Source organism: Devosia ginsengisoli (assembly GCF_007859655.1).
In the GTDB taxonomy this organism is placed as follows: Bacteria; Pseudomonadota; Alphaproteobacteria; order Rhizobiales; family Devosiaceae; genus Devosia; species Devosia ginsengisoli.
On record NZ_CP042304.1, the window covers coordinates 3812860 to 3838403 of the forward strand.

General features: G+C 64.4%; 25 protein-coding genes. 17 read left to right on the top strand and 8 right to left on the bottom strand.

Features of this window, described 5'->3' with window-relative positions:
* Positions 1-64: 64 nt before the first annotated feature.
* The 6 genes from FPZ08_RS18675 to FPZ08_RS18700 all read right to left on the bottom strand — a co-directional run bounded on the left by FPZ08_RS18675 (position 65) and on the right by FPZ08_RS18700 (position 4145).
* Positions 65-295: a hypothetical protein gene (locus FPZ08_RS18675; RefSeq protein ID WP_146291754.1), complete on the bottom strand. Its 231-nt coding sequence runs from the start codon at positions 293-295 to the stop codon at positions 65-67.
* A 45-nt stretch (positions 296-340) separates the two neighbouring features.
* Positions 341-583, bottom strand: coding sequence for a hypothetical protein (locus FPZ08_RS18680; RefSeq protein ID WP_146291756.1), 243 nt, complete (start codon positions 581-583; stop codon positions 341-343).
* An 82-nt stretch (positions 584-665) separates the two neighbouring features.
* On the bottom strand, positions 666-1328 hold the full coding sequence (locus FPZ08_RS18685; protein WP_146291758.1) for a hypothetical protein: 663 nt from the start codon (positions 1326-1328) through the stop codon (positions 666-668).
* Positions 1329-1481: 153 nt separating this feature from the next.
* Entirely contained in the window at positions 1482-2234 is a 753-nt protein-coding gene (locus FPZ08_RS18690) for a hypothetical protein (protein ID WP_146291760.1), read from the bottom strand.
* Positions 2227-3219, bottom strand: coding sequence for a Gfo/Idh/MocA family protein (locus FPZ08_RS18695; RefSeq protein WP_146291761.1), 993 nt, complete (start codon positions 3217-3219; stop codon positions 2227-2229). The genes FPZ08_RS18690 and FPZ08_RS18695 overlap by 8 nt, the downstream gene beginning before the upstream one ends.
* Positions 3216-4145, bottom strand: coding sequence for a Gfo/Idh/MocA family protein (locus FPZ08_RS18700; protein ID WP_246132712.1), 930 nt, complete (start codon positions 4143-4145; stop codon positions 3216-3218). The genes FPZ08_RS18695 and FPZ08_RS18700 overlap by 4 nt, the downstream gene beginning before the upstream one ends.
* Positions 4146-4306: 161 nt before the next feature.
* Here FPZ08_RS18700 and FPZ08_RS18705 point away from each other — a divergent pair, with 161 nt between their 5' ends.
* From FPZ08_RS18705 to FPZ08_RS18770, 14 genes are all read left to right on the top strand, one after another.
* Positions 4307-5032, top strand: a complete 726-nt coding sequence (locus FPZ08_RS18705) for a FadR/GntR family transcriptional regulator (RefSeq protein ID WP_146291765.1) — start codon at positions 4307-4309, stop codon at positions 5030-5032.
* A 20-nt stretch (positions 5033-5052) separates the two neighbouring features.
* Positions 5053-6639, top strand: coding sequence for an ABC transporter substrate-binding protein (locus FPZ08_RS18710; RefSeq protein ID WP_146291767.1), 1587 nt, complete (start codon positions 5053-5055; stop codon positions 6637-6639).
* A 69-nt stretch (positions 6640-6708) separates the two neighbouring features.
* Positions 6709-7668 carry an ABC transporter permease gene (locus FPZ08_RS18715; protein WP_146291769.1) on the top strand — a complete coding sequence of 320 codons (960 nt, stop codon included), beginning with the start codon at positions 6709-6711 and terminating at the stop codon, positions 7666-7668.
* A 1-nt stretch (position 7669) separates the two neighbouring features.
* The gene (locus tag FPZ08_RS18720; protein WP_146291771.1) at positions 7670-8554 is read left to right on the top strand and encodes an ABC transporter permease; all 885 of its coding nucleotides are present in this window, start codon (positions 7670-7672) and stop codon (positions 8552-8554) included.
* Between the two features lie 18 nt (positions 8555-8572).
* Complete coding sequence (locus tag FPZ08_RS18725) at positions 8573-9490, top strand: dihydrodipicolinate synthase family protein (protein ID WP_146291773.1); 918 nt, start codon at positions 8573-8575, stop codon at positions 9488-9490.
* Between the two features lie 2 nt (positions 9491-9492).
* On the top strand, positions 9493-10500 hold the full coding sequence (locus FPZ08_RS18730) for an ABC transporter ATP-binding protein (protein ID WP_146291775.1): 1008 nt from the start codon (positions 9493-9495) through the stop codon (positions 10498-10500).
* A gap of 2 nt (positions 10501-10502) precedes the next feature.
* On the top strand, positions 10503-11468 hold the full coding sequence (locus tag FPZ08_RS18735; RefSeq protein WP_146291777.1) for an ABC transporter ATP-binding protein: 966 nt from the start codon (positions 10503-10505) through the stop codon (positions 11466-11468).
* Between the two features lie 20 nt (positions 11469-11488).
* Entirely contained in the window at positions 11489-13021 is a 1533-nt protein-coding gene (locus FPZ08_RS18740) for a putative N-acetylmannosamine-6-phosphate 2-epimerase (protein WP_246132713.1), read from the top strand.
* 161 nt (positions 13022-13182) lie between these two features.
* On the top strand, positions 13183-14019 hold the full coding sequence (locus tag FPZ08_RS18745; RefSeq protein WP_146291779.1) for a MurR/RpiR family transcriptional regulator: 837 nt from the start codon (positions 13183-13185) through the stop codon (positions 14017-14019).
* 16 nt (positions 14020-14035) lie between these two features.
* Positions 14036-15193: an ABC transporter substrate-binding protein gene (locus tag FPZ08_RS18750; protein WP_146291781.1), complete on the top strand. Its 1158-nt coding sequence runs from the start codon at positions 14036-14038 to the stop codon at positions 15191-15193.
* Positions 15194-15246: 53 nt separating this feature from the next.
* The gene (locus FPZ08_RS18755) at positions 15247-16992 is read left to right on the top strand and encodes an ABC transporter permease (protein WP_146291783.1); all 1746 of its coding nucleotides are present in this window, start codon (positions 15247-15249) and stop codon (positions 16990-16992) included.
* Positions 16989-18089, top strand: a complete 1101-nt coding sequence (locus FPZ08_RS18760; protein ID WP_146291785.1) for an ABC transporter ATP-binding protein — start codon at positions 16989-16991, stop codon at positions 18087-18089. The genes FPZ08_RS18755 and FPZ08_RS18760 overlap by 4 nt, the downstream gene beginning before the upstream one ends.
* Entirely contained in the window at positions 18086-18691 is a 606-nt protein-coding gene (locus FPZ08_RS18765) for a histidine phosphatase family protein (protein ID WP_146291787.1), read from the top strand. The genes FPZ08_RS18760 and FPZ08_RS18765 overlap by 4 nt, the downstream gene beginning before the upstream one ends.
* Positions 18692-18697: 6 nt before the next feature.
* Positions 18698-20359 carry a Na/Pi cotransporter family protein gene (locus FPZ08_RS18770; protein WP_146291789.1) on the top strand — a complete coding sequence of 554 codons (1662 nt, stop codon included), beginning with the start codon at positions 18698-18700 and terminating at the stop codon, positions 20357-20359.
* A gap of 39 nt (positions 20360-20398) precedes the next feature.
* Here FPZ08_RS18770 and FPZ08_RS18775 read toward each other — a convergent pair whose 3' ends face one another.
* Complete coding sequence (locus FPZ08_RS18775; protein WP_146291791.1) at positions 20399-21436, bottom strand: ABC transporter ATP-binding protein; 1038 nt, start codon at positions 21434-21436, stop codon at positions 20399-20401.
* 90 nt (positions 21437-21526) lie between these two features.
* Between FPZ08_RS18775 and FPZ08_RS18780 the strand changes: the two genes are divergently transcribed.
* The gene (locus FPZ08_RS18780) at positions 21527-22318 is read left to right on the top strand and encodes a phosphodiesterase (RefSeq protein WP_186767077.1); all 792 of its coding nucleotides are present in this window, start codon (positions 21527-21529) and stop codon (positions 22316-22318) included.
* Between the two features lie 4 nt (positions 22319-22322).
* Here the strand turns inward: FPZ08_RS18780 and FPZ08_RS18785 are convergent, their stop codons facing one another.
* Positions 22323-23288, bottom strand: coding sequence for a sugar-binding transcriptional regulator (locus FPZ08_RS18785; RefSeq protein ID WP_146291795.1), 966 nt, complete (start codon positions 23286-23288; stop codon positions 22323-22325).
* A gap of 185 nt (positions 23289-23473) precedes the next feature.
* On the opposite strand from FPZ08_RS18785, the gene FPZ08_RS18790 reads away from it, so the two are divergent.
* On the top strand, positions 23474-24817 hold the full coding sequence (locus tag FPZ08_RS18790) for an ABC transporter substrate-binding protein (protein WP_146291797.1): 1344 nt from the start codon (positions 23474-23476) through the stop codon (positions 24815-24817).
* Positions 24818-24841: 24 nt separating this feature from the next.
* The gene (locus tag FPZ08_RS18795) at positions 24842-25543 is read left to right on the top strand and encodes a glycerophosphodiester phosphodiesterase (protein WP_146291799.1); all 702 of its coding nucleotides are present in this window, start codon (positions 24842-24844) and stop codon (positions 25541-25543) included.
* Position 25544: the final 1 nt, after the last annotated feature.

The window sequence follows — 25544 nt, forward strand, 5'->3', positions numbered from 1 at the left end:
TCGACTATGCAACCAGTCTGCAAGCGCGCTCATTGCGAGCATCTAGCTTCGGCTAAAAGCAGGTCTATTGAGCTGCCGGCTCGGCTGGCGGCGTGGCTTCCGAGGTTGCGGCGGGGGCGTTCGTGTCGACGGCCGCTGCGGGCGCCTCGTTCATGGTCGATCCCTTATAGGCGGCCCCGAGCATGATGAGGACGGCAATAATCCAAAGCGCTGCCATGGCCAGGGAAAGCGGCCCGAGGAAATTGGCATACATCTCCCGCTGCTGCTCGGTTGCGGCTTGATCCTCATAGGTCATCTTATGATCTCCATTTGGCCTGGGATACCGGGACGGGCACAACGTTCAGCTTGGCGAGCCCGTTCCGAACCATCGTGCGGCGAGGCGCCTGCGCCAGGCCCTGGTCTGGATATGGCCTGCCAACAGCCGGCGCACTGCCTCGTCGGAGGTTTGGGTGCCGACGGCGAGGGAAATCATTCTGTCGCCAATCCTGGCATGCAACACGCCACGCTCAACGTAATAGCGGGCGTTATGGGTCTGATTGCCGTCCGAGACTTCAACTTCGCGAACGATGCTCTCTTCCTGCATGATGGCCTCCGCAGGCCACAGGATGCGCGTTCACGCGGGAAGAGTCCATTTCGATTTAACGCGCGTCGCCGCGCCGGGTCGCTCAATCGCCCAGCAGGTAGTCCGCCAGGCTGTAGCAGTGGCTCGCCTGGTAGGCATTCCGCCCCCGGTTCATATGCGTCAGGTTGAATGCCCTGATGGCGCGCAGCATTCGAGGGGTCGCGAGGAATGTGCGGATTGAAGCCGCGCCGCGCACATTAATGCCGAACATGTTCTCGCCGCGTGGGAAGAAACAGCCGACGTCTTCTGGCGCCGCTACGGCGTGTTCGAGGGAAGTTTCGTCCACATGGTCCTGCTCCAGCGACTGATCCGTGGTGAAATCCGATAGGTGCACCAGGAATCGGCCGCGGATGTCTTCGCCATCGGCATAGAGCGTAAACAGCTCCATCCAGCTCGCATTGACGCGGATCAGGGGCTTGTCGGATGTCGATGGAAGACACGAAACCGACCAGTAATTCCGCTCGGTCTTGCGCGGGATGGGGATGCAGTTGCGGCCATAGAGCCTGAGAAATTCCAGAACCTGTGGTGCCTGGGGGCGAGTGAGCAACTTCTGGAAGCGCGGGGTATATTTGAACCGCAGTTCCAGGGACTCGGTGCGCTCCTCGACGTCGGGCAGACTGGTCTTGCCTTCCATCCAGTTGCGCTGTTGCTCAGCGTCGAGAAACTGGTGCAAGCCGGTCAGTTTGCGCTGGCGGGTCGTGCCCATGTCAGGCGCCGATCGGGGGATGGTCTGCCACCGGCAGACTCCACGGCCGGTAAGCGGAGGTTCTCAGCATTTGCCTAGCGTATCCCGAGTCCTGGTTTTGGTCTGCCTGCATAGCTTATGTCATGCAGACAGACCTGTCTACTAACCGCCGTTTCAGGACAGGGTCAGCGAGACTGGGTCGAAATCGCCGAGCTGCAGGGTTGCGGTACCGGTTGGGGGGACTTCGATGAGGGCGCAGAGGGAGCCGGTGGTGATGGTCATGCCGGCGCGCAGGCCGCCGAAATGGTCGAAGGGGGCGCTGGCATAGGCGATGATGGGCTCGAGCACGCCGCCGAACGGGTGTTTGGCCGGTCCGAGCTGGGCCGTGCCCGCAGCGGTCTTCAGCGTGATCGGGAGGCCATCGACTTCGGGCAGGGTGGGGATGGCCTGGAGGCCGGTCACATAGCCCGACGTCACCATGAAATCGGAGAGCGGACCGAATGGGCCGGCCTGCTTGTGCTGGTCGATGCGGGTGCCGATCAGCTCGATGCCGACGATGAAATGGTCGATCGCTTCCAGCACGGCCGCCTTGCTCTGGTGGGCGATATCGGGCGTGAGATCGCTTTTGAGCACGGCGGCGATCTCGATTTCGAGGCCCATCAGGTTGCGGCCATCCAGCTTCAGCGTGCCGCCGCTTTTGACGACCCAGCTATCGATGATCGGCGCAGCCAGGGCCAGGCCGCCAGCAGGCGCCGCGACCTTGGCCACCGATGCGGTCTCGCCCAATTGGCGCAGCACCTCGCCCTGCACGGCCATGGCGCCGGCCGCGTCCAGTGCCTGCAGGCTGGCGGCCGGCACGGGATTGGTCGGATCGCGATGGGCCGCGATATAGGCTTGCGTGAGTTGCTCGGTCGACTGGCTAGACATGGCTTATCTCGATTTCCCGTTTTTCGGCATTAGCCTGATGCACTGCTTCGATGATTCCGACAATCTGGCGAGCATAGGCGCCGCTGACGGCGACCGGCGCCGCGCCGGTTATGGCATCGCGCATCGCCTGCCATTCGCGCGCCACGGCATGATGCATCCAGTCGGGCTCGATCGAATCCGGCACCGGCGTCCAGACTGCATCGCGGCCGATGGAAACGCCATGGTCGAAATCGATGCGCAGAGTGCCGCTTTCGCAGACCAGGTCCATGGCAAAGCCGACCGCGCCATTGCGATAGCCGATGCTTTGCACCTGGCCGATGCCGCCATTGGCGAAGCGCAGCCCGATCAGCGCGCTGTCATCGGCCTGCTGCTCGTGAAAGAAGGTGCCGGCCAGCGCGTTGACGCTCACCACATCCTGCCCCATCAGCCAGACCAACCGGTCCAGCGCATGAATGCCGGCCGTCATCAGCATGCCGCCGCCCGAGGCGGTATTCTTGTGCCAGTCGCGGCGATTGCTCTCCATCCACAGCTTGATCATCCAGCTCGATCCCAGCACCGGCTTGCCGATCACGCCGGAATCGAGGACCTCCTTGGCCTTGAGGCAGGGCAGGGCGAAATGCATCACATGGCCCACCATGAGCTGGACGCCGGCCTTGGCCACGGCGGCATTGATGGCGTCGCAGGCGCGCGTGGTCGGCGCCATCGGCTTTTCCAAGAGGATATGCTTGCCGGCCTGGGCCGCGCCGATGGCGATTTCCTCATGCAGGTGGTGCGGCGTGGCGATGACCACGGCATCGACCTTGGGGTCGGCGAGAAGCTGGCGCCAGTCGGAATAGGCGCTGCCGCCATGCTCCTGCGCGAACTGCTCCGCGGCCGCGCGGTCCTCGCGGCAACTGGCGACCAGTTGCACGCCATCGACTTCGGCCATCGCCCTTGCATGCACCGCGCCGAAATGGCCGGCGCCGATGATACCAATTCCAATCATGATTCTGCCTTTGCATATGCGGCATCGATGAGGGTCATCGCCGCGAGATAGTCGTTAAGGGTGATCGCCGGCGGGCGGCCGTCGCGCAGGCGCTGCAGCGTATCGGCCATGAAGAGGCGATAGCGTGTGGCCGTCGGTTCGGGCGGCAATGCGCGTGTGCTCGCATCATCGAGCGTGACGCAACTGGCGCTGTCGCCGCGATCCACCAGCGTGGCGTTGGCCGTCACCATCCGCCATTCGAATTCGCCGCCGGGCGCCATGGAGGCATAGGTATAGCCGGCCTCGACAGTGAACAGCGTGCCGGCCGTATCGGTCAGCACCAGCAGGGCATGGTCGTCCACCGCCTCGTCATGGATGCGATTGCCGATATTGGCCGAGACCAGGGTGACCGGCCCCTGCGCCAGGCTCAGCACGGCATCGACGCCGTGAATGCCCAGATTGCGCAAGGCGCCGCCACCGCCAATGGGGGGATCGAGCAGCCAGCCCACGGCATCCTGGCGATAGCGCTCCGGCGGCCCATTCACCAGCCGGAAGCTGGCATGGGCCAGCCTGCCGGCGCGACCGGTCTCCTGCAATTGCCTGAAGGCGCTGAAGATCGGGCCGAAGCGGTTGGGCAGTGGTATGCCGACAAAGGTGCCGCGTGCGCTAGCAAGCTGGGCCAGTTCCGCGATGGCTGCCGTACTACTGGCGGCGGGCTTTTCCAGAATCAGGGGAATGCCCACTTCGATCAGCGCATGCGCGCGGGCCGGCAGGGTGGATGGGTGCCCCATCAGCACGACGAGATCGGGCTCCAATGCCAGCCCCTCGCCCATGGTGGCCGCGGCGGGCAGCGCGTGTTTTTCGCCGAATGCTGCGGCATGGGCCGGGTTTTCGTCCCATACGCCAACCACTGTCGCGCCCGCTGCACGCGCTGCATCCAAGTGCATTTCCGCGTGCCAATGGCTGGTTCCGAACAACGCAATCTTCATGCTTTGGTTACCTATCCAATATCGACTTGCAGGATATCCCATATGTCGCTATACAACAAGCGTTGACGGTGTCGATCTGTGCCGCCCAGAAAAGCTGGAACAGATAAACGAGGACCACGATGTCGAATTTGAAATCGATGACGCCGTTGAGCCGGGCCCCTCTCCTCCATGTCACCGTGCAGGAGAGTCTCAAGGACTATATCGAGACCAACCAGCTCAAGGCCGGCGACCCGCTGCCGCCCGAAACCTTCCTGGCCCAGCAATTGGGCGTGGGGCGCAATTCGATGCGCGAAGCGATCAAGGCGCTGGAATCCCTGGGTATCCTCGAGACGCGGCGCGGCATCGGCGTCTTCGTCAAGGAATTCTCGTTCAAGCCGCTGCTCGACAACCTGGCCTATGGTCTGCAGGACTCGCTGCGCGACGTCGAGGAATTGCGCGAAATCCGCCGCGTGCTCGAAACCGGGCTGATCGGCAAGACCATTGCCATGATCAGCGAGGCGGACCTAGCCGCTTTGCGCGATGTCACGGCGCGCATGAAGGTGCGGGCCGAGCGGCAGGAGAGCTTTGCCGAGGAGGACCAGCGCTTTCACCAGCTGCTGTTCCGTTGCCAGAACAATCACATGTTGAGCGCGTTGATCGACATCTTTTGGACGGCTTTCAATAAGGCCTCCAACTTCAACAATCTCGACAATCCCGAGCCGCTCGATACGTGGCGGGACCATCACGAAATCGTCGAAGCGGTCGCCCGCAAGGACGTAGAGCAGGCACGCAAGCGCCTGGACGATCACTACCGCGGCATCCAGCAGGTCATTGCCAGGAACCGCACAGAACCATCCAAAGCCTGATCTTTCCGGGGAGGAAAACCATGCATATCAGGACTATCACGCAAGCTCTGGCCATCGGCGGCCTGCTGCTTGGTGCAACGGCACTCACCACGCCTGCCTTCGCGCAGGACGCAAAGACCATTACCGGCGGCTTCGATGTCGGCCCGGGCGGGTTCCCCAAAAACTTCAATCCGCTGGCCGCGACCGGTGGCTTTACCTGGCTCAACACTTATTTCGAGCCGCTGGTGATCTATAATGCGGAGCTGAACGCCATCGAGGGCGATCTGGCCACCGACTATACCGTCAGCGACGACATGCTGACCTACACGTTCAACCTGGCCGAAGAGACATGGCATGACGGCGAGGCCTTCACCTCGGCCGACGTCAAGTTCACCCTCGACCTGATCCGCGACGCGGCTTCGGGCAGCGTCTTTACCGGCCGCCTGGGCAAGATCGCCAATGTCGAGGCGCCCGATGACCGCACGGTCGTCGTGACGCTGTCGGAGGCCGATGGCGGCCTGCTGTCGGTGCTGGCGCAGGTCATGATCCTGCCCGAGCATGCGCTGGCTTCGATCGCGCCCGAGAGCATCGCCACCAGCACCTGGTGGTCGACCACGCCCATCGGCACCGGCCCGTTCAAGTTCACCAAATATGTCACCGACCAGTATGTCGAACTGGCTGCCGACGAGGACTACCGGCGCGGTGCGCCCAAGGTCGACCGGCTGATCAACCGCTATTTCGAGAACCCGGCTGCCGCCGTGGCCGCGCTCCGCGCCGGTGAAATCCAGTTCACCTATGTCGAGCCGGAAGACGCCGCGACCTTTGCCGGCAACGAGGCCTTCACGGTCATCGAAGGCGACTCCTATGTGGTCAACTACATTGGCTTCAACCAGAAGGTCGATCTGTGGAAGGACGTTCGCGTCCGCCAGGCCTTCATGTATGCCATCGACCGCGCCGCGATCGTCGAAAGCCTCTATGGCGGCGCTGCCAAGCTGGCCAATTGCGGCTATGTCGCACCGCACCTGGTGCCCGAGGGTCTCAACGACTACGCCTATGACCCGGAAAAGGCCAAGGCGCTGCTCGACGAAGCCGGCTGGGCCGATCTCAACGGCGACAAGCCGATCACCTGGCTGACCTATTACGGCTCGCCCCAAGCCGCCAATGTCATGGCCGCCGTGCAGGCCATGCTGGCCCAGGTCGGCGTCAATGTCGTACCGCGCGTCGTCGACGTGCCGACCTATAACGGCACCGTCTACCAGGAGAACAACCCCGACTGGAACGAATTCCCGCTGATCTATGCGGGCCTGCAGAACGGGCCCAATCCGGCGGGTATCAATGTCGGCCTCAACAAGTCGCAGCTGCCGCCGGCCGGCGCCAACATCATGCGCATCGAGTTCGACGATCTAAGCGCTGCTTTCGATGCGGCCATCGGCGAGACCGATGCCAGCCAGGTCGACGCCCGCTGGCAGGATGTCTGCAAGGTGATGAACGAGGAACTGCCCTGGGCCACGATGTGGGTCGCCAACCGCTATGGCGTGGCATCGGCCAACCTGGTCGACTTCGTCTGGACGCCGGCACCGGCCGGTGGCCCCTTCGCTGCCCATCCCGAACTCTGGGACATCAAGTAAGCGCGGTTCTCCCCTGCGCTCGGCGGCGCGGTCAATCCGCGCCGCCTACCATTCACACCGGACCTGGCCATGTTGAATTACATCGCACGCCGTATCGGCATTGGACTGTTGATGCTGATTGCCCTCAGCGTCCTCGTCTTCGTGCTGCTGCGCCTGGCGCCGGGTGATGCGATCGACGCCTATATCAATCCCGCCGCACCTCTTTCGATGGATGAGCTTGCCGCGCTCCGCGCCCGGCTCGGTCTCGACCAGCCGCTGCCGGTGCAATATTTCGGCTGGCTGCGGGCTGCCATATCGGGCGATTTCGGCTTCTCCACCCAGCGCGCCGGGGTATCCGTGCTGCCGCTGGTGCTCGAACGCATCGGACCGACTGTGCTGCTGATGGGCACGGGCATGCTGCTCGCCATCGTGCTGGGCATCGCCGCCGGCATCATCAGCGCCGTGCGCCGCAATTCGGTGACCGACGTCGCGCTGTCGGTCACCTCGTCCATCGGCATATCGAGCCCGGCTTTCCTCACCGCCCTGCTCGGCCTCTACTTCTTTTCGGTGCAACTGCGCTGGGCCCCATCTGGCGGTATGCTGACGCCGGGCGCCCCGTTTTCCGCGGCCGACCTGCTGTCCCACCTCATCCTGCCGGCTTTCCTGCTGTCCATCGGCCATGCCGCGCTCATCATGCGCTATATGCGCTCCTCGCTGCTCGAAGTGCTCAACCAGGACTATGTCCGCACGGCGCGCGCCAAGGGCGTGCGCGAATTCTGGGTGATCATCAAGCATGCCACGCGCAATGCCCTGTTGCCCGTGGTCACCCTGATCGGCTCGACCATCGGCATCGCCGTCGGTGGCGCCATCTTCCTCGAAAGCGTCTTCAACTGGCCGGGCATGGGCCTGCTGCTGGTCAACGCGGTCAATACGCGCGACTACCCCGTCATCATGTGCGCCACGCTGATCGTCGGCGCCTGCGTGATCGCGGTGAACCTGCTGACCGATATCACGTACGCCGCGGTCGATCCGCGCATCCAGGTGGCCTGACATGAGTGATGCAGCGACCGCCCCCATCGAGCGGACCAGGGGTCCGACCCGCCGCTCCATCGAGCGCTTTTTCGGCAACCGTGCCGCCATGGTCGGGCTGGCAATCTTCCTGCCCATCCTCATCGCCATCGTCACCTATGACTGGTGGTGGGGGCTGGGGCCCAACGCCATCGACCTGCGCGCGCTCAACAAGGGACCGTCGCCCGAACACTGGCTGGGCAGCGACGGCGTCGGCCGCGACGTGATGGCACGGCTGCTGCAGGGTGGCCGGGTTTCGCTGATCGTGGCTGTGGTTTCGGTGGCGATTTCCATCGTCATCGGTTTCCTGGTCGGTGCCTTTGCCAGCTTTGGCGGCCGCGTCGTCGATGCCTCGCTCATGCGGCTGGTCGATCTCGCCATGACCCTGCCGCCGGTGATTTTCCTCTTGGTCCTCGCCTCGATTGCCGGCACCGGCATCATGCCGACCATCCTGGTGATCTCGCTTTTGTCCTGGCCGACCCTGTCGCGCATGGTGCGCGCCCGCCTGCTTGAACTGCGCGAGCGCGACTTCGTCGTGGCGGCGCGCGGCATGGGCGCCAGCGTGCCCCACCTGCTGTTCAAGCATGGCCTGCCCAATTGCATCGACATCCTGGTGGTCTACGCCACCTTGCAGGTTGCCAATGCCATCCTGCTCGAGGCGGGCCTGTCCTTCCTCGGGCTGGGTATCGCGCCGCCCGAGGCCAGTTGGGGCAATATGCTCAACCTGGCGCGCTCCACCGTCGTGCTCGAACAATATCCCTGGCAATGGATGTTTCCCGGCGCGGCCCTGGTGCTGACCGTGCTGGCCATCAATTTCATCGGCGACGGCCTGCGCGACGCGTTCGACCCTCGCTCCGCTCTCAACTGACCCTGAAGGTTTTCTGAAATGCCCCTGTTTACCGGCGTCGTCCCTCCCGTCGTAACGCCACTCAACACCGACTTCACCGTGGACTATGCGTCCTTCACCCGCGTGCTCGAGAACATGATCGATGCCGGTGTCCACGGCCTCTTCGTGCTCGGCTCGACCAGCGAAGTGGTGTTCCACGATGCAGAGACCCGCAAGGCCATTGTCGACCATGCCATCAAGATCACCAATGGCCGGGTGCCGGTGCTGGTCGGCACGATCGACCCGACGACCGACCGCGTCATCAACCACTCGCGCATTGCCAAGGCGGCCGGCGCCGACGCCGTGGTGGTGACTGCGCCCTTCTACACGCGGACCAACCAGGCCGAGACCGTGGACCACTTCCGCTACATCAGGGATGCGGTGGACCTGCCGGTCATCGCCTATGACATTCCCGTCTGCGTCGGGCTGAAGCTCGACCGCAAGACCACAGTGACGCTGGCCAGGGAAGGCGCCATTGTCGGCCTCAAGGATTCCAGCGGCGATGACGGCAACCTGCGCTATGTGCTGGCCGACATGGAGGACGATGCCAGTTTCTTCGGCATGACCGGCTCGGAAATCGTGGTCGACAGCGTGCTGGCCATGGGCGCCCACGGCGTCGTACCCGGTCTCGCCAATGTCGATCCGCACGGCTATGTCAAATTGTGGAATCTGGTGCAGGCAGGCGATTTCGCCGGTGCCCGTGCCGAGCAGGAGCGGCTGTGCAAGCTGTTCGAGATCGTCTGGATTTCGACGGCCCGCACCAGCGCCGGTTCGGCCGGTGTCGGCGCCTTCAAGACGGCGATGCGCCAGCTCGGCATCATCGCCGGCAACACCATGGCGCGGCCGCAGCGCCACCTCAATGACGAGGAAACGGTCAAGGTCGACGCCGTGCTCAAATCCGTCGGATTGCTCGGCTGACCATGGGCGCCCCGATCCTCGACATTGCTGGACTACGCACCGTGTTCCGGATCGGCGGCGCCGAAATTGCCGCCGTCGAGGACATGGAACTGACCATCGCGGCGGGCGAGACCGTGGCGCTGGTCGGCGAATCCGGTTCGGGGAAATCGGTGACGAGCCTGTCGGTGATGGGCCTGCTGCCCAAGCGGGTGGGCCGCATCGCCGCAGGCAAGGTCATGCTGTCGCGCAAAAGCGGCGAGGTCGTTGACCTGGCCGCCATGCCAGACGAAACCCTGCGCCAGATCCGGGGCAATGACATCGGCATGGTGTTCCAGGAACCCATGACCAGCCTCAATCCCGTATACACGGTGGGCGAGCAGATCGCCGAGCCGATCCGCATCCATCTGGGCAAGTCGCATCGCGAGGCCGCGGCCGATGCCGTGCGGCTGCTGGCCGATGTCGGCATTCCCGACCCCGCCCGCCGCGCCCAGCAATATCCGCACGAGCTTTCGGGCGGCATGCGGCAGCGCGTGACCATTGCCATGGCGCTGGCCTGCGACCCGCGCATGCTGATTGCCGATGAGCCGACCACGGCGCTGGATGTCACCATCCAGGCGCAGATTCTCGATCTGTTGCAGAAGCTGCAGCGCGAGCGCGGCATGGGCATTCTGTTCGTCACCCACAATCTGGGTGTCGTGGCCGAGATCGCCGATCGTGTCGTGGTCATGTATGCCGGCCGGATCGTCGAGTCGGGGCCGGTGGCGGAGGTTTTCGTCCATCCGCGGCACCCCTATACCAAGGGCCTGCTGCGCTCGGTGCCCCGGCTGGGCCAGGCGGTAGCGCTCAAGCGCGCCGGCACACCTCTGCCCACCATTCGCGGCAATGTGCCGTCACTGCGCAACCTGCCCAAGGGCTGCGCCTTTGCCAATCGCTGCGACTACGCCATCGCCGACTGCAGCGCTGCCATGCCGGCTTTGGTCGAGACGACGCCGACGCAGAAAAGCCGCTGCATCCGCTGGCAGGAACTCTGATCATGCAACAGCCCTATCTATCGGTCAGAAACCTCTCCAAGCATTTCAAGCCGGCCGCCTTTTCCCGGGGGCCGGTCGTCAAGGCGCTGCAGGATATTTCCTTCGATATTCCACGCGGCCAGGTGGTCGGGCTGGTCGGCGAATCCGGCTCGGGCAAGACCACGATCGGCCGCTCGGTGCTGCGCCTGATCGAGCCGACCAGTGGCGAAGTCATGCTGGACGGGGTCGATGTCACCACGCTTTCGGGCGAGCAATTGCGTCGGCAGCGGCGCAAGATGCAGTATATTTTCCAGGACCCGTTCGCCAGCCTGTCGCCGCGCATGACCATTGGGCAGGTGCTGACCGAAGGGCTCGATATCCAGGGTATCGGCACGCGGGCCGAACGGCGCGCCCGCGCGGAACAGGCGCTGGTGGCGGTGGAACTGCCGGTCGATGCCTTCGACCGCTACGCCCATGAATTTTCCGGCGGCCAGCGCCAGCGCATCGGCATTGCCCGTGCCCTGACGCTCGACCCTGAATTCATCGTGGCTGACGAACCGGTCTCGGCGCTCGACGTGTCGATCCAGGCGCAGGTCATCAACCTGCTGCGGGATTTGCAGGTGCGTCTCGGCCTGACCATGCTGTTCATCTCCCACGACCTAGCCGTGGTCGAATATATCTGCGACACGGTCATCGTGCTCTATCTCGGCCGCATCATGGAAATGGCGCCCGCCGCCGATCTCTATGCCAGGCCCAGCCATCCCTATACGCGCGCACTGCTCTCGGCCATTCCATCGCCCGATCCGGCGACGCGCCCGCAGCGGCAAATCCTGACCGGCGATATTCCGAGCCCCGCCAATCCGCCGTCGGGATGCGTGTTCCGGACCCGTTGCCCGTTTGCCATCGAGGCCTGTGCCGGCGACGTTCCGGCCTTGCGTGAAGTGGCGCCGGGGCATCTGCGCGCCTGCATCCGCGACGATATTCTCTGACGCCTGAAGGACCGCGATCCGTGCCGCACCATACCCAATTCCTGACCGACCTCGCGGGTGGCCTGATCGTGTCCTGCCAGCCGGTCGATGATGGACCGCTCGACACGATCCCGGCCATCGTCGCCTTCGCCCAGGCCGCCCGCAATGGCGGCGCGCGCGCCCTGCGCATTGAGGGGGCGGACAATGTGGCGGCCGTGGCCGGAGCCTGTGACCTGCCGATCATCGGCATCATCAAGCGCGACCTGCCCGATAGCCCGGTGCGCATCACCCCGTTCATCGCCGATGTCGAGGCGCTGGCCGCTGCGGGCGCGACGGTCATCGCCGTTGACGGCACCGACCGGGTTCGCCCGGTGCCGGTGGCCGAATTGCTGGCCGCCATTCATGCCGCGGGGTGCCTCGCCATGGCCGACCTGGCGACGGAGGCGGAAGCCAGGGTTGCCAAGCAACTCGGCTTCGACATTCTCGGTACCACCATGTCCGGCTATACCGGCGGACCGGTTCCGGCCGCACCCGACCTCGGTTTCGTGGCGGCCTGCCGCCGCCTGGGTGGAGTGGTCGTTGCGGAAGGGCGCTACAATACCCCCGCCACGGCAGCCTCGGCCATGGCAGCGGGCGCCAGCGCGGTCTGTGTCGGCTCGGCAATCACCCGCACTGAGCATGTCACCGAATGGTTCCGCAATGCGGTGGACCAGGCGGTCAGGAGCAGCACGGCTACCGTGCTGGCGCTCGATGTCGGCGGCACCAAGACACTGGCGGCGCTGGTCCGGAATGGCGACATTCTCGAACGGCAGACGATACCGACGCCGCAGGGCGTCGGCACGGATGCATGGTTCGCCACGATCGGCGCGCTGGCCGCCGACTGGCGGGGGCGCTACGACGCGGTCGGCGCCGCCGTGACCGGCGTGGTGCAGGATGGTCATTGGTCGGCACTCAATCCGCGCACGCTGGCCATTCCTGAGCGCACGCCGCTGGTCGAGCGGCTGACGGCGCTGTTTGGCGTGCCGGCCATTGCGTTCAACGACGCACAGGCCGCGGCCTGGGGCGAGTATTGCCATGGGGCCGGTCGCGCGCAGGACATGGTGTTTGTCACCGTGTCGTCCGGCATTGGCGGCGGGATCGTTCTGCAGGGCAGGCTGTTGCAGGGCGCCAATGGCCTGGGCGGCAGTCTCGGCCAGACCAGGGGCGCATCGGGCGCCGAACGCCTCGAGACGCGCGCTTCGGGTTTCGGCATGGCTGCATCGGCAGCCGCTCTCGGCCATGCCGCCACCACGCATGAGATTTTTGCTTCGGTCGAGAACGGCCTGCCATGGGCCGTAGCGCTGCTCGATGAAGCGGTCGAAGACCTGGCCGTGGCGCTGGGTGATTTGCAAAGACTGATCGATCCTGAGGTCGTCGTGCTGGGCGGCGGCATCGGCATGCTGCCGCAATTTCGCGCCCCCTTGATCGCCCGACTGTCGCAGGAGCCGAGCCATCTGCGCCCGGTGATCAAGCCGGCGAGCCTGGGTGGCGACGCCGGAATTATCGGCATAGCCGATCTCTGCCGCGCCATCTAACTTGCTGCTACCCCTGAATTTCCTGGCGACATAGCGCCGCGGCCGCGCTGGCCGCGGTAATCCGCCATGGCATCTGCCCGACGGATTTTGCGCTGCACCTATTGACAGCAACGATCTTTGCGAAGAAATATTGTCTTGCAAAGATAATTGCAGGAACGGTGATGAAAGTCCTCGACCGGGTGAATGCCCACTCTGCCAAACTGACCGACGCCGACCGCAAGATCATCGCCACGGTGTTCGACGACCGGGCGGAAACGGCCTTTCTTTCGGGCCCGCAACTGGCCGAACGCGCCAGCGTGCACGAAGCCGCTGCCACGCGCCTGGCGCAGAAGCTGGGCTACAAGGGCTACCCGGAAATGCGGGCCCAGCTGCAGCGCGAATTGCTGGCGGGGCAGGACGCCGCCGACCGCATGCGCCGCTCCGTGGCCACGGTCGAACACGGCGGCTACCTGGCGGACCTGATCGCCAAGGAAGTGGCGGCGCTCGAAGTGCTCGCCAGCGCCGTGCCGCAGTCCGATGTGGACCAGGCGGCCGACCTGCTGTTCGGCGCCAAGCGCGTCTTCATCTTCGGGCAGGGCCATGCTTTGTCCGTGGCGTCGTTCCTGCAGCGCCGTCTTGATCGCTTCGGTATGACCACTGTGGCGCTGACCGGGCGCGGGCGGGACATCGCCGAACGGCTCGTCGATCTCGACCAGAACGACGTGGTCTTCGCGCTGGCTTTCCGCAAGCAGCCCGACAGCTATCGCGCGCTGCTGGAACAGGCAGCCGAGGTCGGCGCCAAGACCATACTCGTTTCCGATCTGGCCGGGCCGACCATGGAGCCCAAGGCCGATCTTATGCTCGCCGCGCCGCGTGGCCGGTCGGGCAGTGAATTCCAGACCCCGACAGTCCCGTTTGCCATCGTCAACGGCATCCTGCTGACGATAGCCGGCCGGCACGAAAAACAAATGATGGGCAAGCTGGAAAAACTGTCGAAGCTGTTCGATCGCTTCGACTAACGGAGGAAAAGTTGGAATGTTGAACGCTATCAAGTCAGCCCTGCTGCTCGCAGCGGCCTGCCTGCCGCTATCGGCCTATGCCCAGGATATCAGCGCAATGAGCCCCGAGGAAGCGCTGCCGTTTCTGGATGCGATGACATCAGAGGAATTGCTGCCCCTCGCCCAGAAGGAAGGGCAGGTCGTGGTCTTCTCGCTGTCCAGCCGCATTGCCCGCGTCGAGGCGGCGTTCGAGGCGCAGTATCCAGGCGTGGACCTGGTCGGTGTCGATCTGAGTTCCACCAAGCAGATCGCCCGTGTGGTGGCCGAGCAGCAGGCCGGCGTCTATGCCGTCGATGTGCTCTACCTGGCCGATACGCCCATCGTTTATGGCGACCTGCTCGCTCAGGGCCGTATTCACAATTACATGCCGCCGCGCGTGGCCGGCGAAATCGAGCCTGCCTTGCAGCAGCCGCTCGCCGTGCATCGCCTATCCACCAAGGTGCTGATGTATAACGAGGCGGCTTATCCCGATGGCTCGCCTATCAGCAACCTCTGGCAGCTCACCCTGCCTGAATGGCGCAGCAAGGTGCTGATGGTCGATCCCAGCCAGCGCGGCGAACTGCTCGACCTGCTGACCGAAATTGCTCTCCATCCCGACGAGATGGCCGCCGCCTATGAGGCCCAGTTCGGCTCACCGATCCAGGTCGATGGCGACCTGCAGGGGGCCGGCGAGCAATTCGTGCGCGACCTGTTCGAGAACGATCTGATCCTCGTCGCCAATAGCGACGTGCTCAATGAATCGGTGGGCGATGTCGAAGCTGCCGATCCTCCGGTCGCTTTCGGCACCTATTCGGACCGCCGCGACAACGAGGATGAAGGCTGGGCGCTCCAGGTGGCCAATGACGTGGTTCCGGCCAACGGCATCCTGTTCCCCGCCGTCCTGACCGTGGCCGACAAGGCGCCCCATCCGGCGGCGGCACGGCTGGTGATCGACTTCATGTATGGCGACGACAGCGCCAGCGGCGGGCCGGGCTTCGAGCCGTTCAACGTGCCCGGCGACTATGCCGTGCGCTCCACCATCACCGACGATCCGGATTCGGTGCCGCTGGACGAACTCAACGCCTGGACGATCGACCCGGCCGCCACTGCGGCTGCCCGCGGCCGCATCGCCGACCTGATCATTACCCTGCAATAGGCGCGAGACCGGCACGCATATGCGTGCCGGTCACCCCGCCCGAGGGAAATCCCATGACATCAATACCCCTGACTCTGGCATCCGGCAGGCGACTGTTCCGGTCCGAAAACATCACGCCCCTGCTCCTGATCCTGATGGTGGCGGTGCTCGTCATCGCGCCACTGATCAAGATCCTGCTGGTGACACTGACGCCCGAGGGCCTGGCGGCCTGGCAGTCGGTTCTGGCCAGCCCGCTCTCGGAAAATCTCTGGTGGCGGCCGCTGCTCAATACCTTGACGCTGGGCATCGGCGTGGCCACCGGGTGCCTGTTGCTTGGCGGGTTTCTCGCCTGGCTGGTCGTGCTGACGGATGTGCCGGGGGCGAAATTTCTCGGGGTCCTCTCAACCCTGCCATTCATGATCCCCAGCTTCGCCGCGGCTCTGGCCTGGGGCACGCTGTTCCGCAATTCCCGGCTGGGTGGATCGGCGGGGTTCTTCGAGGTCAGTGGCATCGCCATTCCCGACTGGCTGGCCTGGGGCCTGCTGCCGACGCTGGTCGTGCTGATCGCCCACTATTATTCACTCGCCTATACAATCATCGCGGCTGCGCTGAGCTCGATCGGCGCCGATCTCATCGAATCAGCGCAGATGGCCGGCGCCAAGCGGCCCCGCATTTTCTTCGGCATCATCCTGCCTGTGGTGACCCCGGCCCTGATTGCTGCAGCGTCCCTCACCTTTGCCGGTGCGGTTTCCAACTTCGCGGCGCCGGCCCTGCTCGGCTTGCCGGTGCGCATGCAAACGCTCTCGACGCGCCTCTTCGGCATGATCGAGACCGGCAATAGCGAGCGCGGCTTCGTCCTGGCGCTGTTGCTGATCCTCGTCTCGGCGACGTTCCTGTTCTTCTCCGACCGGCTGGTATCGGGCCGTAAGGCCTTCGTGACCGTGACCGGCAAGGGCGGGCGCACCAAACGCTTTGCGCTGGGTGCCTGGCGCTGGCCGCTTTTCGTCATCGCCGTGCTGCTCGGTTGCATGACCACGGTCGTACCAGTGCTGGTGCTGGCGGCTTCGAGCCTGGCACCCCAGAGCGGCGCGCTGTTCTCCAACTGGACGCTGCATTTCTGGATCGGGGAGGGCGGCGGCGTACTCGCACAGGGCACGGCGGGCATCTTCCGCAACCCGGTGCTGATCGACGCCTTGTGGAACACCATCAAGCTCGGCGCCACTGTGGCTGTCATCACCATGGTGATCGGGCTGGCCCTGGCCCATACCATCGTGCGCCGCAAGGGCACGGTGCTGGCCAATGTGCTGAGCCAACTGGCCTTCATGCCGCTGCTCATTCCCAGCATCGCCTTCGCGGCCGCCTATATCGCGCTGTTCGGTGCGCCGATCGGGCCGTTCCCCTCGCTCTACGGCACGTTCACCCTGCTGGTGATCGCCGCCGCCGCCCATAACCTGCCCTATGCGGTGCAGTCGGGCCGGTCGGTCCTGGGTCAGGTTTCGGCCGATATCGAGGAAAGCGCCAAGCTCACTGGCGCCCATCCGATCCGCCGCATGCTGGTGATCGTCTTTCCGCTCGCCATCCGCGGACTGCTGGCCGGCGCCATCCTGGTCTTCGTCAAGATGGTCCGTGACCTCTCGCTGGTCGTCCTGCTGTTCAGCGCCACCTCGCCGGTGCTGTCCATGGTGGCCTATCGCTATGCGTCGGAAGGCTTCATGCAGTTCGCCAACGCCATCACTCTTCTCATTCTCGTCATCTGCCTCACGGCCTCGCTCGTCGCCCAGGCGCTGCAGGCCCGTGTCCAGAAGTGGAAGCAATCATGAATGCCCTGAACACGACGACAGCCGATGCCATCCGCATCACCGACCTGGTCAAGCGCTTCGGCACTTTCACCGCCGTCGACCATATCGACATCGCGGTCCCCAAGGGCGCCTTCCTGGTGTTGGTGGGTCCCTCGGGCTGCGGCAAGTCGACCCTGCTGCGCATGCTGGCGGGGCTCGATGAGCCCTCTGCGGGCGAGATCGCCTTTCTCGGCCAGACGGTGTCGAGCGGTACCGGCGGCGTCCTGTCCGACCCGCGTCAGCGCAATGCCGGGCTGGTCTTCCAGAGTTACGCGCTCTGGCCGCATATGACCGTGGCCAACAATATTGCCTGGCCGCTCAAAGTGGCCAAATGGAACAAGGAAATGCGCGATGCGCGCGTTGCCGAAGTGCTGGCCCTGCTGGGCATCGATGAATTGCGCGATCGCTATCCGGCCGAAATCTCGGGCGGCCAGCAGCAGCGCGTGGCGATTGCCCGCACCATTGCCCCCAAGCCGGCCATCCTGCTGTTCGACGAGCCACTATCCAACCTCGATGCCAAGCTTCGCATCGAGATGCGCAGCGAATTGATGCGTATTCACCGGGCGACCGGGGCGACCTCGGTCTATGTGACCCACGACCAGGTGGAAGCCATGACAATGGCGACCCATGTAGCCGTGCTCAACAATGGCCGGGTGGAACAGTTCGGCGCGCCCATCGACCTGCTACGCCAGCCTCAGACCACGTTCGTCGCGACATTTCTCGGCACGCCACCGGCCAACCTGTTGCCGGTCGAGAAGCGTGGTGACAGCCTGGCCTTCGGCGACCTGCCGCTGGCCGACGCCGCCTTGGCGCCCGGCCTCACCACGGCACAGCTGCTCTACCGGGCCCAGGATATCGGCGTGGGGGTGGTCGAGGGACGCCCCTCGATTGCCGCCACTTTCTCGGAGGCCGCGCCGATTGCCGGCCAGACCATGGTGACGGCCATGGTGGGCGACCTGCGTTTCACGGGCCTCGTCGACGGCTATTTCCAGGCGGCGCCGGGCGATGCGATCCAGCTCAGCTTCCTGCGCGATCCCGATGCCATTTTTACCAGCGGCGGCGAAAGGGTTGCCCAATGAGACTTATTCTGTTGCGCCACGGCGAGACCACCTGGAATGCCGAACAGCGCCTGCAGGGGCAGGACAATTCGGACCTGTCCGAGCGTGGTATCCAGCAGGCGCTGCGCTTCCTGGGTTTTGCGCGCGCGCTGCAGCCGCAGCGGGTTGTCTCGTCCGATCTGGGGCGGACGCGCCAGACCGCGCAGATCATCGGGCATGGCGACTGTCCCGCCGATTCCCGGCTGCGGGAGCTGGACATGGGCGAGTGGACCGGGCGGGTCAAGGCGGAGCTGATCGCCCAGCATGCCGACGAATATCATGCCTGGCGCGCCGGCACGTTCACGCCGCCACGCGCGGAGACCTGGGCGGCCTTCCGCGAGCGCATTACCAGCGGCATCCGCGACTGGATGGGGCGCGGCGAGGGTGACATCCTGGCCATTGTCCATGGCGGGGTAATCCGCGCCGCCTGCCATGAATTTCTAGGCCTGCCGCCCTCGCGCGTCATCCCGGTCACGCCGGGTACGGCGACCATTCTCAACTTCGCCAATGGTGGCGCCGGATCGGCCCAGCTCGAGGGCTACAATATCGGTGCGGTCGTCCCCGACCTATCGGTTGCGGACTGAGCCGCCATGTCGGGAACCTTCGTCATCATCGACCTGCTCGGCGGCATCGCGCTGCTGCTCTGGGGCGTCCGCATGGTCAAGACCGGGATCATGCGGGCCTATGGTGACCGGTTGCATCTGTTTCTCGAACAAAGGCTCGGCAATCGCCTGACTGCCTTTGGCGGGGGTCTGGTGGCGACGGCCATCCTGGGCAGCGCCACGGCCATGGCCCTGATCGTGTCCGGCCTGGCCGGCAGCGGCGCGCTCAGCGCCACGACGGGGCTGGCCGTGTTGCTCGGCGCCGATGTGGGTTCGGCGCTGATTTCGGCGGTTCTGGCCTCGGGATCGTCGAGCGCTGCTGCCTTGGCGCCGCTGCTGCTGTTCGTCGGCTACCTGACCTTCGGCGTCGCCAGGGAATTCCGACCCCGCAATATCGGTCGTGTGCTGCTCGGCCTGGGGCTCATGCTGATTTCTCTCAAGCTGGTGGTGGGGGCCACCGCGCCGCTGCGCGAGGCCAGCCTGTTCCACGAGGCGCTGGCCGCCGTCAGCGCCGAACCCGTCCTGGGTTTCTTTGTAGGGGCGGTATTGGCCTGGCTGTGCCATTCGACGCTGGCCGTCGTGCTGCTGATCTCCTCTTTCGTGCTCAGCGGCAGCCTGGACATGGCCGGCGCGCTGCCCTTCATCCTGGGCCTCAATTTCGGCGGGGGCCTGCCCGCCATCACCGCCACCATGGACCAGCCGGCGGCCGCGCGGCGCCTGCCGCTCGCCAATATGGCCTGTCGCGGCGCGCTGGCTATTGCCGGCCTCGCCGCAGCGCGGCCGCTGACGCAATTGCTGGCCGGCATTCCGGTCGACGACCTGCATGTGGTGGTGGCCATTCACGCTGGCTTCAACGTGCTGGCGGCGGCGATCTTCCTGCCTTTGGCGCCGCTTGTGGTCGGGCTGGTCGGCCGTTTCGCCCGCGATCCTGATCAGGCCGAGGACCCGCTGGCCCGGCCGCGCTATCTCGACCGCGCCGCGCTTGATACGCCCGCGATCGCGCTATCGAATGCGGCCATGGAGACGGTGCGGATGAGCGAATTGCTGAGCCGCATGCTGGCCATCACCTTCCGGGTGCTGGAGACGCGCAAGCTCGAAATGCTCAAGGAAATCGCCCCGATCGATGCGCGGCTGGGCAATTACCTCAACGCCATCCACGCCTATATCGGCGAGCTCAGCCAGAACCGGCTTTCACCGCAGGATGCGCGCCGCGCTTTCGAAATCATCCTCTATGCCAGCAATCTCGAACATGCCGGCGACGTCATCAAGCTGAACCTGGCCGATCGCATCAAGAGCAAGGTGAAGCAAAATGTGGAATTCTCGGCCGAACAGGCCCGTTCGCTGCAGGCACTGACCGAGCTGGTCAATGACTGCCTCCGCCTGGTGCCCGGCGCGGTGACCTCGCGCGACCTGGAGGCGGCCACCCGGCTGGCGGCGCACAAGGATCTGTTTCGCAAGCTGGAAGACCGGGTGATCGACGATCACCTCAACCAGGACGCTGCCACCAAGCGCGTTTCGCTGCGCGCCAGCGCCCTGTTCGTCGACCTGGTGCGGGATCTGCACCGGATCAATTCCCACGTCGCTGCCGCCGGCTATCCGGTCATCGAGGCGGCGGGGCTGCTGAACGAGACCCGGCTGAAGGGCGCGTGATCGGATGCAAGCATCCAGTTCATAGCCGCGCCGCCTTCATCAGACACGCTGCCCATTGCTGTCGAACAGGGTAACGCGATCCAGCAATGGAGAGAGGTGCAGGATATCCCCGGCCTTGGCAGCCAGCCGGTCCTTGAAGAGGCCGATGATGGTCTGCTCGCCCAGCCTGAAAAGTACCTGCGTTTCCGAGCCCATGGGCTCGACCACGACGACCTGGGCCGGCACGCCCTTCGTGTCGATCGTGATATGTTCGGGACGTAGTCCGTAAAGTGCCACGTCGCCATGGCCGGCAGGCAGGGGGAGCACGCTGCCATCTTCCGTCTCGAAACCTTTCGGCGTCGTCTTCCCCTTGATGAAGTTCATGGAGGGGCTGCCGATGAACCCGGCAACGAAGGTGGTCCGGGGATCATCGTACAGGTCCAGCGGCGCACCCATCTGCTCGATGACGCCATCCTTCATCACCACGATCCTGTCGGCCATGGTCATGGCTTCGACCTGATCGTGGGTGACATAGATGGTCGTGGTCTTGAGGCGCTGGTGCAGTTCCTTGATCTCGGCCCGCATCTGCACGCGCAGTTTGGCGTCAAGATTGGACAGCGGTTCGTCGAACAGGAAGACCTGCGGGTTGCGCACGATGGCACGGCCCATGGCGACACGCTGGCGCTGCCCGCCCGAGAGCTGCCGGGGCTGGCGCTGCAGCAAGGTATCGAGACCCAGGATCGCCGCCGCCCGCCCGACCCGCCCGTCGATTTCAGCCTTGGGCAGGCCGGCGAGCTTGAGGGCGAAGCCCATATTCTGCTCGACCGTCATATGCGGGTAGAGTGCATAGCTCTGGAACACCATGGCGATGTCCCGCTCCTTGGGCTCGAGATCGTTGACGACTCGGCCGCCGATTTCCACCGTGCCTGACGTGATCGATTCCAGCCCGGCGACCATGCGCAGCAGGGTCGACTTGCCGCATCCCGACGGGCCGACCAGAACGATGAATTCGCCGTCTTCGATATCGATGTTGATGTCGTGCAGAACCTGCACCGAGCCATAGCGCTTGAAGGTATCCCTGATGACGACTTGAGCCATGCCCATTCTCCCTGAACCGCACCATCTTGTCGGTTTTGAACTTTTGATATACCAGAAATACATTTGTATCAATGGCCCGGGAGCGTGGCTTTGCAGGACGTCAAGTTCATCCATTTCACCGACCCCCATCTCGATGTGGGCAGCTCCAGGCTTTACGGCCTCGAACCGGCCGCGCGGTTGCAGGCATGCGTTGCGCATATGGCGGCCCATCACGGGGATGCGGCATTCGCGGTGCTGACGGGGGACCTCACCCATGACGGATCGGTGGCCTCCTATCAGCAGGTTCGCACGTTGCTGGCGCCCCTGGCATTGCCGGTGCATCCGCTGATCGGCAATCACGATGATCGCGCCAGCTTCCAGCAGGCTTTCCCCGAGGTCGCGGCGGATCAGGCGGGCTTCGTGCAATATGTGGTCCGGTATGGCGGACGACGGTTCATCGTGTTGGACACGGTGCAGGCCGGTAGCCATGAGGGCGTACTGGACGCGGCGCGGCTGGCCTGGCTCAGGCAGGTGCTGGCGGAAGACCCGACCGATCCCTGCTATCTGTTCCTGCACCATCCGCCGATGGCCGTGGGCATGCCGCGTTCGGACACGATGGCGATAAACGATCCTGGTTTCGAGGCGATCCTGGCCGAGGCTAGTAATGTCCGGCACATCTTTTTCGGCCATCTGCACCGGGCGGTGTCAGGCATCTGGCGCGGCATTCCGTTCTCAGGCATTCCCGGCCTCAGCCATCAGGTCGCCCTTGATCTCGTCGAGAATGATGGCCGAATCCGCGGCAGCCACGAACCGCCATCCTACAGCGTGGTGTTGCTGCGGCAGGATGACGTCATCATCCACCAGTGCCATTTCCTTGACGATAGCGGCACATTCTACCTCTAGTCCCTCACGGCTTTCGTGGTTGCGGCCGCGTCGCCATGGCGGCCGCCGCCCTTGCCGTATCCTCGTCGCAAACCAGCACCGATCCGAGGCCTGCCGAAAGCACGCCGGCAATGGCCTCGGTCTTGTGGCGGCCACCGGCGGCGAAAATGGTGGTCTTGACCTTGCGCAGCTCTTCGAAGCTCAGCGCGATCACCCTTTCATTGATGCCGTGGGGAATGAGCACGCCTTCGCGGGTGAAGAACTGCCCCATGACGTCGCCGACCGCGCCCAGCGCCTGCAGGTCCTGCATCGATACGTCCTTGGGAAGGCCATGGCGGACCAGAAGCGAGCGCGGCGACAATTCGCCGATACTGAGCAGCGCGAGTTCGTTGCTGCGCCCCTTGTCGGCCAGGGCGAAGACCTCCTGGTCCAGGATGATGTCGCGGGACTGGGCGCTGCCGGCATAGATGGGGGCGACCAGATAGCTGCATCGCGCCTGGAGGCGGCGGGCGAGCTCGCGGGCAATCTCGAATGTATTGATTTCCAGCCCCTGCGTCAGCCCGCCCATCAGCGAGTTGACATGGATATCGGGATGGCGGGTTTCGGGCAGGTTGCGGATGATGTGGAGGATCGTCTCCCCCCAGCCCACGCCGATTTCGTGGATCTCGTTCTCCTGAAGGTATCGCGCCAGGAACTCACCACCGGCCCGGCCCAGATTGACCGGGATCAGGGATTGATCCTCCGGGGTGGGGATGATCACGGCGGCTTCGAGGTTGAAATCGGCCTCCAACTGCCGTTCCAGCTCCACGCAGCTTTGGAGGCGGGCATTGATCTGCACGCGGACCAGCCCCGATTCCCGAGCCTCGGCCAGCATCCGGTTGACGCGCAGCCGGGTCATGCCGAGTTTTTTGGCAATGTCGGCCTGGGTCGCACCTTCCATGTAGTAGAGCCAGGCAACCCTTACATAGTCCTGGTCTTCCGATGCGCTCATAGCTGTCCTCCTGCTGTCGGCGCGGCCCGTGTCCAGCACCAATATCCCTATCCGTCCACGCCCACAGCCGGAAGCTGATTTCCGACCATCGTCATAGCCGGCGCCGGACGGGGTTGCATCCCTATTACAAATGTAATATCCAAAATGCAAATGTAACCGGGAAGACCCGATAAGGAGGAGAGACTATGATGTTCAATCGTGTACAGGCAGGCCGCTTCGCGCGCGCTTCGCTGGTGGGCATGCTGCTTTCCACGGCAAGCTTCAGCCTCATCGCGAGGGCCCAGGCGGAAGAAGTGGTGACGTTCTGGCATTCCATGGGCGCCGCTCACGCCCCCACGCTGGAAGCCCTCGTGGCCGAGTTCAATGCCGAACATGCCGGCGAAATCCGCGTGGATCCGATCTTTCAGGGGGCGTACGGCGATTCCCTCGCCAAGCTGACCGCCGCCATCCAGGCCTCCACCACCCCGACCATCGTGCAGGTCTACGAAATCGGCACCACGCTGATGATGGATCTGGACGTGGCCATTCCGCTGCAGGATGTCGCTGCCGATGCCGGCATCGACCTAACCGAAATCCTGCCGGCCATGTCGTCCTATTACACGGTCGGCGGGAAGCTGCAGTCACTGCCCTTCAACGCCTCGGCGCCCATGTTCTACTACAACAAGGATGCGTTCCGTGCCGCGGGGCTCGATCCCGAACAGCCGCCCACCACGCTGGCCGAAGTGCGCGAAATGGCCGAGAGCCTGCTGATCAAGAATGGCGATCAGGTTTCCCAATACGGCTATGTCAGCTCGGTCGATGGCTGGTTCGTGGAGCAATGGTTCGCCAGGGGCGACCAGACCTATTGCGGTGCCGGCAATGGCCGCGAGGGTCGTGCGAATGACGTGACCTGGGACAATCCGGTTCTCCATAACATCCTGAGCTTCTGGCACGACATCATGGATGATGGCGTTGGCATGAATGCCGGCCGCGTTTCGGGCGATGCGATTGCCGCCTTCGTTTCGGGGCGCGCCGCAACCCTGATCCTGACATCGGCGCCCATGCGCGACATCATCGAGCGGTCCGAATTCGAAGTCGGCGTCGCCAACTTCCCTGCACCGATCGAAAATGCGCAGGGCTCGGTGTTCAATGGCGGTGCCTCGATCTGGCTGCTGAAGGACCATCCTGAAGCCGAACAGGCAGCGGCGCTGGAATTCATCAAGTTCCTCGCCTCGGCCGAAGCGCAGGGCAAGTGGTCCTCGGGAACGGGCTATATCCCGACCAATATCCATGCCGCCGAGACCGATGCTTATAAGAAGATCGTGGCTACCTATCCCGATTTCGACAAGCCTCGGCAGCAGCTTGAAAGTGCCGCCCAATCGGTCGCCAGCAGCGGTTGCCTGGTCGGCGTGCTGCCCCAGGCGCGTCCACGCCTCAACGAGGTGATCGATAGCGTGCTCCTGGGTGGCGACATCCAGCAGGCGATCACCGAAGGTCAGGACGCCGTCAACGGCCTGATCGCCAACTACAACCGCTCTGTCGGTCAGTAACCGAGCGCCCCGGAGAAACGCCAAATGACCTTCGCTGTCGCCCATCGTGGGCTGCCCCTTCGGTTGCCCGAAAATACCCTGCCGTCCATTCTGCTGGCAGAAAAGCACGGGGCGGTGGCCGTCGAATTCGACGTGCGGGCCACCAGCGACGGACATGCCGTGCTGCTGCACGACAAGACCCTGGCGCGTATCTGGGGCGATCCTCGCCCCGTTGCCGAGGCGCCGTTCCATGAGGTGCGAGCCCTTGGCACGGAGCAGGGCGGGCAGAAGATCGTCATTCCCACGCTGGAGGAGGTGGTGGATGCCACCTCCCTTACGCTGATCGTGGACTGCAAGCCTGCAGGCATCGTTGCCGATATCGCCGAACTGCTGGCGAGCCGCGGGCAAGCGCAGCGGGCACGGTTCATCGGTGAGCCTGAAATCCTTTCCCATATCCGACTGGCCATGCCGCAAGCCGATATCATCCTGTCGTGGTCGCGCCCCGAAGCACCGCCGGCGGATATGCTCGATGCCATCAGGCCATCGACGCTGAATATCAAATGGGAAGAAGGAAACGAGGCCCAGGTCGCGCGCATTGCGCGCCTTGGCTATCCGATCTGGACCTATACGGTCGACGACGTCGCCGAGGCTTTGCGTGCTCGCTCGCTCGGCATAGAGGCCGTCATTTCCAACAATTTCGAAGCGGTCAGCGCGGCGCTCCGCGATGCCGAGGCCGGGAGCAAGTGAA

Coding starts and splice junctions, on each gene's coding strand:
- FPZ08_RS18675 (WP_146291754.1), bottom strand. CDS start 295: ATGACCTATGAGGATCAAGCCGCAACCGAGCAGCAGCGGGAGATGTAT.
- FPZ08_RS18680 (WP_146291756.1), bottom strand. CDS start 583: ATGCAGGAAGAGAGCATCGTTCGCGAAGTTGAAGTCTCGGACGGCAAT.
- FPZ08_RS18685 (WP_146291758.1), bottom strand. CDS start 1,328: ATGGGCACGACCCGCCAGCGCAAACTGACCGGCTTGCACCAGTTTCTC.
- FPZ08_RS18690 (WP_146291760.1), bottom strand. CDS start 2,234: ATGTCTAGCCAGTCGACCGAGCAACTCACGCAAGCCTATATCGCGGCC.
- FPZ08_RS18695 (WP_146291761.1), bottom strand. CDS start 3,219: ATGATTGGAATTGGTATCATCGGCGCCGGCCATTTCGGCGCGGTGCAT.
- FPZ08_RS18700 (WP_246132712.1), bottom strand. CDS start 4,145: ATGCACTTGGATGCAGCGCGTGCAGCGGGCGCGACAGTGGTTGGCGTA.
- FPZ08_RS18705 (WP_146291765.1), top strand. CDS start 4,307: ATGTCGAATTTGAAATCGATGACGCCGTTGAGCCGGGCCCCTCTCCTC.
- FPZ08_RS18710 (WP_146291767.1), top strand. CDS start 5,053: ATGCATATCAGGACTATCACGCAAGCTCTGGCCATCGGCGGCCTGCTG.
- FPZ08_RS18715 (WP_146291769.1), top strand. CDS start 6,709: ATGTTGAATTACATCGCACGCCGTATCGGCATTGGACTGTTGATGCTG.
- FPZ08_RS18720 (WP_146291771.1), top strand. CDS start 7,670: ATGAGTGATGCAGCGACCGCCCCCATCGAGCGGACCAGGGGTCCGACC.
- FPZ08_RS18725 (WP_146291773.1), top strand. CDS start 8,573: ATGCCCCTGTTTACCGGCGTCGTCCCTCCCGTCGTAACGCCACTCAAC.
- FPZ08_RS18730 (WP_146291775.1), top strand. CDS start 9,493: ATGGGCGCCCCGATCCTCGACATTGCTGGACTACGCACCGTGTTCCGG.
- FPZ08_RS18735 (WP_146291777.1), top strand. CDS start 10,503: ATGCAACAGCCCTATCTATCGGTCAGAAACCTCTCCAAGCATTTCAAG.
- FPZ08_RS18745 (WP_146291779.1), top strand. CDS start 13,183: ATGAAAGTCCTCGACCGGGTGAATGCCCACTCTGCCAAACTGACCGAC.
- FPZ08_RS18750 (WP_146291781.1), top strand. CDS start 14,036: ATGTTGAACGCTATCAAGTCAGCCCTGCTGCTCGCAGCGGCCTGCCTG.
- FPZ08_RS18755 (WP_146291783.1), top strand. CDS start 15,247: ATGACATCAATACCCCTGACTCTGGCATCCGGCAGGCGACTGTTCCGG.
- FPZ08_RS18760 (WP_146291785.1), top strand. CDS start 16,989: ATGAATGCCCTGAACACGACGACAGCCGATGCCATCCGCATCACCGAC.
- FPZ08_RS18765 (WP_146291787.1), top strand. CDS start 18,086: ATGAGACTTATTCTGTTGCGCCACGGCGAGACCACCTGGAATGCCGAA.
- FPZ08_RS18770 (WP_146291789.1), top strand. CDS start 18,698: ATGTCGGGAACCTTCGTCATCATCGACCTGCTCGGCGGCATCGCGCTG.
- FPZ08_RS18775 (WP_146291791.1), bottom strand. CDS start 21,436: ATGGCTCAAGTCGTCATCAGGGATACCTTCAAGCGCTATGGCTCGGTG.
- FPZ08_RS18785 (WP_146291795.1), bottom strand. CDS start 23,288: ATGAGCGCATCGGAAGACCAGGACTATGTAAGGGTTGCCTGGCTCTAC.
- FPZ08_RS18790 (WP_146291797.1), top strand. CDS start 23,474: ATGATGTTCAATCGTGTACAGGCAGGCCGCTTCGCGCGCGCTTCGCTG.
- FPZ08_RS18795 (WP_146291799.1), top strand. CDS start 24,842: ATGACCTTCGCTGTCGCCCATCGTGGGCTGCCCCTTCGGTTGCCCGAA.